Consider the following 12,648-nt stretch of genomic DNA (forward strand, 5'->3'; position numbering starts at 1 on the left):
CAGCGTTTCAAATTGTGTGACGCTAAATTACCTTGTTCTTAGGGGAAAATGTCTAGCGCAATTGTCGCTTTTGCCAACTTCTTACCACTGAATAGCGCCATAACCCTTTAATACCGAAATAGCCTATTAACGCAGAGGCCACTGCACAGATCATGCAGCCCAGCAAAAACGGTGGGCCAATGGTATGCATTTGCTCCATGATAAATTGCCACGAGAGTTCAAAATGAAACGCATGTGCGGGCGTGCCCAGAATTGCTGCGCCAATTTTGTAGGCGAAGTAGAACAGTACTGGCATGGTAATGGGGTTACTCACCCAGACCAAAGCAACGGAGAGAGGCAAATTAACACCGAACATAATCGCTAGCCCGGCTGACATAATCATTTGGCTTGGTAGGGGAACGAATGCCATGAAAAGGCCGACCGCAAATGCGCCAGACGCTGAACGGCGGTTCAGGCACCATAGGTTTGGGTTATATAGCAAGGTACCGAATACCTTCAACGCTTTCTGCCGTTTTATCGATTCGTGGTCGGGAGTAAAACGCTTAATAAACTTTTTTGGCATAGGGGAACATGACTCTCTTATCTACTTATTGGGCATTGATTTCATTCATTATTACGATTTTGAGTGCTCCGTATTGGCCGATGATGCCACACTGGCGTTGGATACTGCCTACTTTGGTTCTAGTTTCGCTCAGTGTTAAGTATAGGGGGTTAAACTGGCTTATCGGGTGCAGCGTGGCACTATTGGTGATCTTTTTCCATGCTAACACCTTGCTTGAGCAGTCACGATCCGTTTTTGAGTCTGGCCGAAATGTTACCATAACCGCAAGAGTCGACAGCTTTTTTAAGAAAATTAATTATGGTTATGAGGGGACGATTTCGATTCTAGCACTGAACGACACGCCTTTGCCGTACTTGAAGCAAGGTAAAGTTCGGCTAGTTTCTCCCGTTCCTTTGCTACCCAATCAAACTACGTCTGTTCAAGTGCGCTTGAATCACGTGAGTGGTTGGTTAAACGAGGCGGGTTTCGACAAGGAGCGTTATTATCTTAGCCAAGGTTGGGTAGCCAAAGCGGTCGCCCAAGCTGCTCCCCAAAAGATAGAAAGCGGATTTTCTGTTCGTAATTGGTTATACCAGCGCTCGAATGCGGCTATTTCTGCTTTAACTCATGCTGGTTTGATTAAAGCGCTGCTCTTTGGCCTACGTAATGACATTTCTGCATCTCTTTGGCAGCAATTGCGGGCAAGCGGCCTTAGCCATTTGGTGGCGATCTCTGGTTTACACGTTGGAATAGCGTTTGCAATTGGTTACGTGGTCGGTGCACTTGTACTCAGGGTTTCTTCGCGCCTTATATGGTTTCCTCTTGTTTTTGGTGTATTCAGTGCCGTGTTTTATGCTGGGCTCGCAGGCTTTACTATAAGTACGCAAAGAGCGTTAGTGATGTGCGTGTTTAATGTTTTTCTTCTTATTATGCGGGTTCGAGTTGGCCCTTTTGTGCGTTGGCTGATGACACTGGCCGTTGTATTAATGATCTATCCATTCTCTCCTTTATCGAGCGGCTTTTGGCTGTCTTTTATTGCGGTCGCAATATTATTTTATTTACTTGGACAGAGTCAGGAACGCTCTCTTTTTGGCAAGTTAGTGAAGTTCCAGCTAGCGTTTACCTTTTTGATGATGCCCATTAGTTTGTTGTTTTTCCAAGGGGTGAGTATTAGCTCCATCATATTCAACATAATATTCGTACCTTGGGTCAGTATCGTGGTTGTACCGAGTCTTTTTATCGCCCTTTTTCTGACGGTGATAGTAGGAGGTAGTTCAACATGGCTATGGCTCGGTGTTGATAAATTGCTGTCGCCGATAAGTTATGCGATATCTTTTTCCGAGAACACTTGGCTTGCTGTGCCCGACAAAGCATTCGGCTTTTTCCTTTGTTTGGCGTTGTGGCCAGTTCTTGCTCCCCTGTTAACTCGATCTGCAATGCTTTTAGTCATGGCGACGATTTTTAGCACAGTTGGGTTATCACCTTGGTTTAACAAGCAACCCGTATGGCGGCTTGATGTGTTAGATGTGGGTCATGGGCTCGCGGTTTTGTTGCAGCAGGCGGGAGAGGTGGTTATTTATGATACTGGGCCTGCATGGCTTGGAGGTAGCGTCGCGAAATCGCTTATAGAACCGATACTGCGTAAACGCGGAGTGGAAAAAGTTGAGGGGTTAATAGTCAGTCATCTTGATTCAGACCACGCCGGAGGTAAGGAATACATACACCAAGTATTCCATCCGAATTGGGTTCGCTCATCGTCACGAGAATCGAATGAACTTCCGTGTGTTCGAGGCCAACATTGGCGATGGAATTATCTTGAGTTCCGAGTATTGTGGCCACCGAATTCGGTTTCTCGTGCCTACAATCCGCACTCCTGTGTGATCCGAATACACGATACTCTCAGCAAGAGAAACGTATTGCTTACAGGTGATATAGAGGCGGCGCAAGAATGGATGATTACCCGCCAAAATAGCGATTTGAAAGCGGATATATTAATTGTTCCACATCATGGGAGCCGATCGTCCTCAAGTGCAAATTTTATCAATAAGGTTAGGCCTAATTTGGCACTTGCCTCTTTGAAATGGATGGGCCGCTGGAACTTACCGGACGCTGAAGTGACCCAAAGATATCAAGACGCAGGGGCAGCTTGGCTGGATACTGCAAATTCTGGGCAAATATCTATTGAGTTTTATGTAAAAAAGTATCAGCTGAGCCTACTGAGAGATGGTCTAAATCACACTTGGTATAGGCAGATGCTGCGGAAGCGAGTAGAATAGACAGAATTTTTGAAAACCCGATCAAGCATACACCTATGTCGATAAACACCGATGCGTCCACTTGGCAAACATTTAAACGCCTATGGGCCTACATCAGAAATTATAAAGCGGGCCTAACGGTAGCAGTAATTGCTCTCGTGATTAATGCCACCTCAGACACCTATATGGTTTCGCTCCTGAAACCACTACTTGACGAAGGGTTTGGTGACGCCAAATCAGACTTCTTACAAATTTTGCCATTTATCATCTTGGTGATGATTTTTATCCGCGGTGTCAGTGGTTTTGTGTCGACCTACTGTTTGAGCTGGGTTTCTAGCCATGTCGTGATGGGAATGCGCCGCAAATTGTTTGGCCAATTCATTCGTATGCCTGTGTCTTTTTTCGATCGAGAGTCTACGGGTGGCTTGTTGTCACGAATAACCTACGACTCAGAACAAGTCGCAGGTGCGACCAGCAGTGCGCTAGTGAGCATCGTCCGCGAAGGTGCCAGCATTATCGGTTTGCTGGTATTAATGTTCTGGAACAGCTGGCAGTTATCCCTTGTCTTGTTAGTCGTCGCCCCCGTTGTGGCTTGGGCGATTGGTATCGTTTCTAAACGTTTTAGAAAAATTTCTCGTAATATGCAAACGGCAATGGGTGATGTGACTGCATCGGCTGAGCAAATGCTTAAAGGACATAAAGTTGTATTAAGTTATGGCGGCCAAGCTGTCGAGCACTCGCGCTTTAAACAAGTGAGCAATCAAATGCGTCAGCAATCAATGAAGTTGGTTTCTGCTCAAGCGATTGCAAATCCCGTGGTGCAAATGATTGCGTCTGTAGCGCTAGTGACCATCCTCTTCCTCGCCAGTGTTGACTCGATTCGCGATCAACTGACTCCAGGTACGTTCACTGTTATTTTCTCGGCTATGTTTGGTTTGATGCGACCGCTGAAGTCTCTAACAGGCGTGACAGCTCAATTCCAACGTGGTATGGCTGCAAGCCAGACACTGTTTTCTTTGATGGATTTGGAGACGGAAGTCGATAATGGAAAATATGAAGTTGAGAAAGTGAAAGGGGACGTTTCCGTAAACAATGTTACTTTCACTTACCAAGGCAAAGACAAGCCAGCGTTAGATGACGTCAGCTTTAAAATTCCGAGCGGGAAAACAGTCGCTTTAGTTGGACGTTCTGGTTCAGGGAAAAGTACTATCGCTAACTTGTTCAATCGATTCTACGACGTAGACTCGGGGTCTATCTACCTTGATGCTCATGATGTTCGAGATTACACGTTAGCGAATTTGCGTTCCCATTTCGCGCTCGTATCGCAAAATGTCCATTTATTCAATGATACGATTGCGAATAACATCGCGTATGCGGCGCAGGACGATTATTCACGTGAGCAAATAGAACACGCTGCTAAGCTTGCTCATGCCATGGAATTTATCACCCCACTTGAAAATGGGTTGGATACCGTCATTGGTGAAAACGGAACGAGTTTATCTGGTGGTCAAAGACAGCGTATTGCGATTGCTCGTGCGTTGCTGAGAGATGCACCAGTACTCATTTTGGACGAAGCCACATCGGCACTGGATACTGAATCTGAAAAAGCAATTCAGTCTGCATTGGAAGAGCTACAAAAAGACAAGACTGTGCTGGTGATTGCGCACCGATTATCGACCATTGAGTCAGCAGACGAGATATTAGTGGTCGATGAAGGGAAAATCATTGAACGAGGTGCACACCGTGAATTGTTAGAGAAAGCTGGCGCATATGCTCAGCTTCATCGCACTCAATTTGGTGAGTGATACGCTTTGTGATTGAGAAAATTTGGTACCAAAACCATCCTCTTAGATTGATTTTGTGGCCTTTGTTATGGCCACTTAGTCGGTTATTCGCACTGCTATCGGGTAGGCGAAAGCAAGCTTATTTACGCGGGGAGAAGGCGAGCTATAAAGCGCCGATTCCAGTTATCGTCGTCGGCAATATAACGGTTGGCGGTAGCGGGAAAACGCCAACCGTTATTTGGTTAGTTGAGCTACTTAAGCGCCAGGGGTACAAACCTGGCGTTGTATCAAGAGGCTATGGAGCGAAGGCGCCTAGTTATCCCTTGGTATTAGAGCCAGAGACGCCTACAGAACATTGCGGGGACGAGCCGAAATTAATTTATCGCCGTACTCAAGTTCCGGTTTCGGTGTCACCTGTTCGCGCCGACGCAGTAAAAGTTTTGCTAGAGAAAAATGTTGATGTGATCGTGACCGATGATGGGCTGCAACACTATGCGCTTCAGCGCGATATAGAAATCGTCGTCGTTGATGGCCAACGTCGTTTTGGTAATGAAAGCTTGCTACCGCTTGGCCCGTTGCGAGAAGAAATAACGCGTCTTAAAAGCGTCGATTTTGTTATCAATAATGGCGGGCAGGCACAGGGAAATGAAATCGCGCTTAACTTAGCTCCTGATTTAGCGATAAATCTATACAGCGGGGAGCGAAAGTCAGTTGAACAGCTAGATAGCCTAGTCGCATTTGCCGGTATTGCCCATCCCCCAAGATTTTTTTCCACGTTAACGCAGCTTGGAGCAAACCTCCAAGTGACTAAAAGCTTTGCGGATCATAAAGATTTTGATCCCGCGGAATTACATGAGTTAGCTCGTCGTGGTGACAACGTTATAATGACCGAGAAAGATGCAGTTAAGTGCATGCAGTATGCCGAGAAAAATTGGTGGTACTTACCTGTGTCTGCGGTGATATCAGAATCACACGAGCAACAAATAGTGACCAGAATTAAAGAGGTAATGGAAGGCTATGGATCATCGTCTACTTGAAATCGTTGCATGCCCAGTGTGCAAAGGTAAATTATCATACGACAAAGAGCGTCAAGAATTGGTTTGCAAACTGGATCGCCTAGCTTACCCAATCAAAGAAGGTATTCCAGTATTACTCGAGCCAGAGGCACGAGAACTTCCGATGGATGAGGGGCGATAATGGCATTCACCATTGTAATTCCAGCTCGCTACCAATCGACGCGTTTACCGGGCAAGCCCCTTGCGGATATTAATGGTAAGCCAATGATTCAATGGGTATACGAGAGAGCTCTTCAATCCGGCGCGGAATCTGTGATTGTTGCCACGGATGATGAACGTGTTGCGAATGCAGTTAAAGGTTTTTCTGGACGTGTATGCATGACATCATCTTCTCATCAATCGGGTACTGAGCGATTGGCAGAAGTTGTGCGATTGGAGAATATCCCAGCCGATCATATTGTCGTCAATGTTCAGGGGGATGAACCTTTGATTCCGCCTGCTGTTATTGAGCAAGTAGCACAAAACTTAGCTGATAATGACGCCCCGATGGCGACGTTAGCGACGCACATATCAGACGAGCAAGAAGCGTTTGATCCGAGTGCCGTTAAAGTTGTGCTCGATAAAGATGGTTATGCGCTGTATTTCAGTCGAGCGTCGATTCCTTGGGATCGCGACAACTTCACTAAAGGCGATGTGAGTATTGAACAGCCGCTACTTCGTCACATTGGTATTTATGCTTATCGAGCTGGTTTCATTAATACTTATATTAATTGGGAACCGACGGCATTAGAAAAAATAGAATGTTTAGAGCAGCTAAGGGTGCTTTGGCATGGGGAAAGAATTCACGTTGCTCTTGCATGTGAAGCGCCTGCCCCTGGTGTCGATACACCAGAAGATTTGGCTGCAGTTCGTAAATTGCTGCTTGGCTAAAATTAGCATTTTCAGACAAAAAAAAGAGTGCATCTGCACTCTTTTTTTATTTGGTTATGTAATATTTATAAAAAGCATTGCTTTAATAGGTTGCGCTTTCGAGCCCAGTCTAAATGTCAGAGCTTAAAGTCTCTATTACATTTCTCTGATCAAGATTCTCCACCATTACGGGGTGGACAGGTTGCAAGAATTTCTCGGCGGCCACTTTCTTTGACTTCTTCGAGGATGACATCAAATCCCCATAAGCGATACATGTGCTTGAGTACTTCATCATGGCCCTCGTCTAGCGGAATCCGGTCGTGAGGAACATATTGTAAAGTCATCGATCTATCGCCACGTATATCGACATTAAACACCTGAATATTTGGCTCGAGGTTGCTTAAATTATACTGGGCGGCGATCTTCTCGCGGATTTTCCGGTAGCCTGACTGATCGTGAATCGCACTGACTTCGATGAAGTTTTTTCTATCGTCGTCAGTAACCGCAAATAGCTTGAAATCCCGGATCAACTTAGGAGACAGGTACTGGCTGATAAAGCTTTCATCTTTAAAATTACGCATTGCAAAGTGCAACGCATCCAACCAATCTGACCCAGCGAGATCTGGGAACCACTCTTTATCTTCATCAGTCGGCTCTTCACAGATTCTCTTGATGTCTCTAAACATTGCGAAGCCCAGCGCATAAGGGTTAATGCCACTGTAATATTGGCTGTTGTATGACGGCTGAGCGACGACGCTAGTGTGGCTGTGGAGGAACTCTAAGATGAATTTTTCTGAAACAATTCCCTCATCATACAAGTGGTTCAAGATAGTGTAGTGCCAGAACGTGGCCCAACCTTCGTTCATGACCTGAGTTTGCTTCTGAGGGTAGAAGTATTGGCTGACTTTTCGCACAATACGTACTATTTCACGTTGCCATGGTTCTAATAGGGGCGCGTGTTTTTCGATAAAATACAGGATATTTTCCTGTGGTTCAGACGGGAAACGAACCTTGATGTCTTCTTCTTTTGTCTTCGCTTTTGGCACGGTACGCCACAACTCGTTCACTTGAGATTGCAGGTACGTTTCACGTTCTTCTTGGCGTGCAGTTTCTTCTGCCATAGAAATTTTTTCTGGCCGCTTATAGCGGTCGACACCAAAGTTCATCAACGCATGGCAAGAGTCCAACAGCTCCTCAACCTCAGCGACACCATATTTTTGCTCACAATCGGAAATATATTTTTTTGCGAATAATAGGTAGTCGATAATTGAGCTGGCGTCTGTCCAAGTCTGGAAAAGGTAGTTGCCTTTAAAGAAAGAGTTGTGTCCATAACAGGCGTGTGCCATAACTAGCGCTTGCATAGTGACGGTATTTTCTTCCATTAAGTAGGAGATACAAGGATCTGAGTTGATCACTATCTCATACGCAAGGCCCATTTGCCCATGTTTGTAACCTTGCTCTGTTTGGATAAACTTTTTACCGAATGACCAGTGGTTGTAGTTGATGGGCATGCCAATACTGGAATAAGCGTCCATCATTTGCTCTGAAGTAATGACTTCAATCTGGTTCGGGTATGTGTCTAAGCGATAATGCTCTGCAACGCGTTTGATTTCTTGGTGGTAACGTTCCAGCAGATCAAAGGTCCAATCGGGCCCGTCTGGAAGCAACTTACTTTTCTTTTTTGAGCGTCGTTTAGTGTTCGCTGTCATAGGCGCCTTCCTAAGCTGTTTCCTTTTGGAACAACTCTCTAAATACTGGGAAAATATCATCGACGGTTCGAATGTTTTTCATCGCGAAGTTATCGAATGACTGTTCTAGCTTTTCGTACTCATGCCATAAGGTCTGGTGCGAGCGGCGCGTAATTTCGATATACGAATAATACTGGCAGTTAGGGAGTAGTTTGTTGACTAGGAGATCTTTACAACGAGGGGAATCGTCCGCCCAGTTGTCACCATCTGATGCTTGTGCCGCATAGATGTTCCATTCTCCAACAGGGTAACGGTCTTGTACAATCTCGTTCATTAGTTTCAAAGCGCTCGACACGATAGTGCCGCCGGTTTCTTGAGAGTAGAAAAACTCGTGCTCATCAACTTCTTTCGCTTGAGTGTGGTGACGGATGAAAACAACTTCAACATTTTCGTATGTTCGAGTAAGGAATAGATACAGCAGAACGTAGAAACGCTTAGCAATATCTTTGGTTGCCTGATCCATTGAGCCTGATACGTCCATCAAACAGAACATCACAGCCTGACTCGACGGCACAGGTCGGCGCTCGTAGTTTTTGAAGCGAAGATCGAAGGTATCGATAAAAGGGACACTTTCGATTTTTTTGCGCAGATCCTGAATCTGTTCTTTGATTTTTTGTTCTTCTAGCAGTTGGGCAGGTTCAGATTTTCTGATTTGTTCTAATTCGTTTTCCAACTCATTAAGTAGGCGTTTTTTCCCTGCGGTCATCGCTGTACGACGGGCTAAGGATTGTTGCAAAGAACGAACAACGGCGATATTGGATGGGATCCCAGCAGTTTGGTACCCCGAACGGTGTATTTTCCATTCTGTAATTTTGTTGATTTGGTTTTTTTCTAGGTTCGGGAGCTCAAGATCCTCAAATAAAATATCGAGATATTCATCTTTGGAAATTTGAAATACGAATTCATCTTGGCCTTCGCCATCTGGGCTAGCGTCACCCTCACCAGAACCACTACCTTGACCGCCACCTTTCGGACGCTCGATTTTATCACCGGTAATAAACTGATCATTGCCAGGGTGGACACGCTCTTTTACTCCGCCTTTTCCTTGATGGAATACTGGCTCTTTGATGTCACGGTGAGGAATGGAGATATCTTCACCGGATTCAGTGTTCGTAATGGAACGTCTATTCACTGCATCAGCGACAGACTCTTTGATTTGCTCTTTGTGACGACGTAGAAAACGTTGACGGTTAACCGCACTTTTATTTTTCCCATTTAGTCGTCGATCAATAAATTGCGCCATAAGTCACCCCTTATAAACGTCACATAAGCCGACTATCTGCCGCATGGGCGGCAGATAGTACTTTATTGCGGGCTTTTGTTAGTTGCAGTTAAGAAGATTTACGTACGCGTAAATACCACTCAGACAGCAATCTTACTTGCTTCTCTGTATAGCCCTTTTCCATCATACGAGCAACAAAGTCGTCGTGCTTCTTCTGATCTTCAGACGATGTCTTCGCATTAAAGGAAATAACAGGGAGCAACTCTTCTGTATTTGAGAACATTTTCTTCTCAATCACAGTGCGCAGTTTTTCATAACTGGTCCATACCGGGTTTAGACCGTTATTGTTGGCTTTCGCACGGAGTACGAAGTTGACAATTTCATTTCTGAAATCTTTCGGGTTACTAATACCAGCGGTTTTTTCAATTTTCTCAAGTTCACTGTTAAGAGAGCCGCGGTCAAATAACTGACCAGTTTCAGGATCGCGATATTCTTGATCTTGAATCCAGAAATCTGCGTAGGTGACGTAGCGGTCAAAAATATTCTGGCCGTATTCAGAGTAAGATTCCAAATATGCAGTTTGGATTTCTTTACCGATGAATTCGACGTAGCGCGGCACTAGGTAACCCTTCAAGAACTCTAGGTATTTTTCTGCTTGCTCTTGTGGGAACTGTTCACGTTCAACCTGCTGCTCAATGACGTAGAACAAGTGGACAGGGTTGGCTGCCACCTCGGTTTGATCAAAGTTGAAAACGCGCGACAGGATCTTAAAGGCAAAACGGGTGGATAGCCCAGACATACCTTCATCGACGCCGCCGTAGTCACGATACTCTTGATAGCTCTTCGCTTTTGGATCGGTATCTTTAAGCGTTTCGCCGTCATAGACACGCATCTTGGAAAATAATGACGAGTTTTCAGGCTCTTTTAAGCGAGAAAGAATGCTAAATTGAGCCAATAGATCTAGCGTGCTTGGAGAGCATGGCGCTTTGGATAACTCTGAGTGGTCTAATAGCTTCTGGTAAATCTTAACTTCTTCAGAAACGCGTAAGCAGTATGGCACTTTCACGATGTAAACACGGTCTAAGAAGGCTTCATTGTTTTTGTTGTTTCGGAATGTCTGCCACTCTGATTCGTTTGAGTGGGCTAAGATCATGCCGTCAAATGGAAGGGCAGAAAGGCCTTCAGTGCCATTAAAGTTACCTTCTTGCGTCGCGGTTAAAAGCGGGTGCAAGACTTTAATTGGTGCTTTGAACATCTCGACAAATTCCATCAAGCCTTGGTTGGCTTTACATAGAGCACCTGAGTAGCTGTAGGCATCAGGGTCGTCTTGTGAGAAATGTTCCAGTTTACGAATATCGACTTTACCAACCAGTGAGGAAATATCTTGGTTGTTTTCATCGCCCGGCTCAGTTTTCGCTATCGCAACTTGATCGAGAATAGAAGGACGAACTTTGACTACTTTAAATTTGGAGATGTCGCCACCAAAATCGTGCAGGCGCTTGGCTGCCCACGGGGACATGATGGAGCGGACGTAGCGTTTTTCAATGCCATATTCGTTTTTAAGCAGTTCACCATCTTCATTGATGTCAAACAAGCAGAATGGGTGGTCATTGACAGGGCTACGTTCACCGTTGGCTGACAAGACGTAGATTGGCACTAGTTGCATTAGAGCTTTAAGTTTTTCAGCGATTGAAGATTTACCGCCGCCGACAGGGCCCAGTAAATACAAAATCTGTTTGCGTTCTTCTAGTCCTTGAGCTGCGTGTTTAAGGTAGGAGACGATTTGTTCAATCGCGTCTTCCATTCCATAGAAGTCTTCAAATGTTTTATATCTAGAAATCACACGGTTAGAGAAAATGCGGCTTAGGGTAGGGTCTTGCGCTGTGTCTACAACCTCTGGTTCGCCGATAGCCATAAGCAAGCGTTCAGCTGCGTTTGCATATGCACTCTTATCGTCTTTACAAAGCTTCAAAAAATCTTGTAAAGAGATTTCTTCATCCTTGGCGGCTTCGTAGCGCGCTTGAAAATGGTCAAAAATACTCATAATGAAATCCCCTTTGAACCTGTCAAATTGACATACAACCCGTACTAAACGAAAAATCCTTTCTCACATAATCCTAGCCCTTCTTCGTACATTTTGCTTATCAATTATGTGTTTAATTACGAAAATGGTGATGGGAATCGCCTAATCGAAATTGTTCATTTTTTCTCTCAATATGTTTGAGTTACATTACGGAAAGCTAGGATTATGTCTGGTTGCACTAAGTTTTTGCCGTTAATTCATCAAAATGCATTAAATGCAGGGTTACATTTGTTACTAATATGGTTGCAGGATATACTGAGCGCCAAATAATCAAATGGACTAGATGGGACTAAGGTGAAAAGAAATTGTTTGTTGATGGCGGTAGCGAGTCTGTGCGCTATGCCAATGGTTGCAAACGCAGCAGAATTCTCGTTGGGCGCAGTCGCGTCTTACTCTCCCGAAGTATATAAAGATACGCCATCAAACAAAGCGGTCATCCCTATGATCGGTTATGAAGGTGAACATTTCTTTGCTCGTGGGTTAGGAATCGGTTACCGATTATTCCCGGCTAGGACTACCCAAAATATCGTTTTCAGATTGAAATATGATGCGCGTACCCTAAAACCTTCAGATTCTTCAGATCCACAAATGAAGCTATTGGATGAGCGTAAATCTAGCGTATTTGGCGGAGTTGGCTATCAGCTGATCACACCTGTCGGCCTTCTGGAAATCGCCGGAATGACCGACACTCTTGGTCGCAGTCATGGTTCATATGCGCAAGCTTCTTGGAAACTTCCTATCATGATGGACGGCTGGGGCATTATTCCAACGGCTGGTTACGTGGTTGATGATTCTAAGCTGAACAATTACCTGTATGGGGTTAGTGCGGAAGAATCGACGCGTTCAGGAATTTCGCAGTTTGATGCAGGTGCAGATGGTGCGTATTACCTTGGTGTAAGCAGCTATTTGAATGTGACCCAAAACCTTCGTTTGACTGCAAGCGTAACTTATCGAAACTTAGAAGGTGATATTGAGAAGAGTCCAATCATTGCAAGTGGTATCAATACCACCACCGCTGTTGGGGTTAACTATATCTTCTGATATACAAATTATCGAGTGTTAAAAAAGAGGCGATTACGCCTCTTTTTTA

The 12,648-nt window shown here is 44.9% G+C and carries 10 protein-coding genes; 6 read left to right on the forward strand and 4 right to left on the reverse strand.

The window, feature by feature from the left end:
- Positions 1–52: 52 nt before the first annotated feature.
- Positions 53–562, reverse strand: a complete 510-nt coding sequence (locus L4C34_RS01805) for a DUF2062 domain-containing protein (protein ID WP_428787626.1) — start codon at positions 560–562, stop codon at positions 53–55.
- Positions 563–570: 8 nt separating this feature from the next.
- Between L4C34_RS01805 and L4C34_RS01810 the strand changes: the two genes are divergently transcribed.
- Genes L4C34_RS01810 through kdsB form a run of 5 tightly spaced genes read left to right on the forward strand, consistent with a single transcriptional unit; the run spans position 571 to position 6,526 of the window.
- Positions 571–2,817 (forward strand): DNA internalization-related competence protein ComEC/Rec2, encoded by a 2,247-nt coding sequence (locus tag L4C34_RS01810; protein WP_428787627.1) that lies wholly within the window; start codon positions 571–573, stop codon positions 2,815–2,817.
- A gap of 35 nt (positions 2,818–2,852) precedes the next feature.
- Positions 2,853–4,601 carry a lipid A ABC transporter ATP-binding protein/permease MsbA gene (gene msbA / locus L4C34_RS01815; protein WP_428787628.1) on the forward strand — a complete coding sequence of 583 codons (1,749 nt, stop codon included), beginning with the start codon at positions 2,853–2,855 and terminating at the stop codon, positions 4,599–4,601.
- A gap of 8 nt (positions 4,602–4,609) precedes the next feature.
- Positions 4,610–5,617, forward strand: a complete 1,008-nt coding sequence (gene lpxK, locus L4C34_RS01820) for a tetraacyldisaccharide 4'-kinase (RefSeq protein WP_428787629.1) — start codon at positions 4,610–4,612, stop codon at positions 5,615–5,617.
- Complete coding sequence (locus L4C34_RS01825; protein WP_428787630.1) at positions 5,598–5,777, forward strand: Trm112 family protein; 180 nt, start codon at positions 5,598–5,600, stop codon at positions 5,775–5,777. The genes lpxK and L4C34_RS01825 overlap by 20 nt, the downstream gene beginning before the upstream one ends.
- Complete coding sequence (gene kdsB / locus L4C34_RS01830; protein WP_428787631.1) at positions 5,777–6,526, forward strand: 3-deoxy-manno-octulosonate cytidylyltransferase; 750 nt, start codon at positions 5,777–5,779, stop codon at positions 6,524–6,526. The genes L4C34_RS01825 and kdsB overlap by 1 nt, the downstream gene beginning before the upstream one ends.
- A gap of 149 nt (positions 6,527–6,675) precedes the next feature.
- Here kdsB and L4C34_RS01835 read toward each other — a convergent pair whose 3' ends face one another.
- From L4C34_RS01835 to L4C34_RS01845, 3 genes are all read right to left on the reverse strand, one after another.
- Positions 6,676–8,214, reverse strand: a complete 1,539-nt coding sequence (locus L4C34_RS01835; RefSeq protein ID WP_428787632.1) for a SpoVR family protein — start codon at positions 8,212–8,214, stop codon at positions 6,676–6,678.
- A gap of 10 nt (positions 8,215–8,224) precedes the next feature.
- On the reverse strand, positions 8,225–9,496 hold the full coding sequence (locus tag L4C34_RS01840) for a YeaH/YhbH family protein (protein ID WP_428787633.1): 1,272 nt from the start codon (positions 9,494–9,496) through the stop codon (positions 8,225–8,227).
- Between the two features lie 88 nt (positions 9,497–9,584).
- Complete coding sequence (locus L4C34_RS01845; RefSeq protein ID WP_428787634.1) at positions 9,585–11,519, reverse strand: PrkA family serine protein kinase; 1,935 nt, start codon at positions 11,517–11,519, stop codon at positions 9,585–9,587.
- Positions 11,520–11,852: 333 nt separating this feature from the next.
- Here L4C34_RS01845 and L4C34_RS01850 point away from each other — a divergent pair, with 333 nt between their 5' ends.
- Positions 11,853–12,599 carry a MipA/OmpV family protein gene (locus tag L4C34_RS01850; RefSeq protein ID WP_428787635.1) on the forward strand — a complete coding sequence of 249 codons (747 nt, stop codon included), beginning with the start codon at positions 11,853–11,855 and terminating at the stop codon, positions 12,597–12,599.
- Positions 12,600–12,648 lie beyond the last annotated feature (49 nt).

The sequence above is a fragment of the Vibrio profundum genome, from assembly GCF_050337555.1.
GTDB classification, from domain to species: Bacteria; Pseudomonadota; Gammaproteobacteria; order Enterobacterales; family Vibrionaceae; genus Vibrio; species Vibrio profundum.

What these genes read in the sequence shown, in the direction of transcription:
- msbA (WP_428787628.1), top strand. Translation starts at nt 2,853, where the DNA reads ATGTCGATAAACACCGATGCGTCCACTTGGCAAACATTTAAACGCCTA.
- L4C34_RS01805 (WP_428787626.1), bottom strand. Translation starts at nt 562, where the DNA reads ATGCCAAAAAAGTTTATTAAGCGTTTTACTCCCGACCACGAATCGATA.
- L4C34_RS01825 (WP_428787630.1), top strand. Translation starts at nt 5,598, where the DNA reads ATGGATCATCGTCTACTTGAAATCGTTGCATGCCCAGTGTGCAAAGGT.
- L4C34_RS01835 (WP_428787632.1), bottom strand. Translation starts at nt 8,214, where the DNA reads ATGACAGCGAACACTAAACGACGCTCAAAAAAGAAAAGTAAGTTGCTT.
- L4C34_RS01810 (WP_428787627.1), top strand. Translation starts at nt 571, where the DNA reads ATGACTCTCTTATCTACTTATTGGGCATTGATTTCATTCATTATTACG.
- kdsB (WP_428787631.1), top strand. Translation starts at nt 5,777, where the DNA reads ATGGCATTCACCATTGTAATTCCAGCTCGCTACCAATCGACGCGTTTA.
- L4C34_RS01840 (WP_428787633.1), bottom strand. Translation starts at nt 9,496, where the DNA reads ATGGCGCAATTTATTGATCGACGACTAAATGGGAAAAATAAAAGTGCG.
- L4C34_RS01845 (WP_428787634.1), bottom strand. Translation starts at nt 11,519, where the DNA reads ATGAGTATTTTTGACCATTTTCAAGCGCGCTACGAAGCCGCCAAGGAT.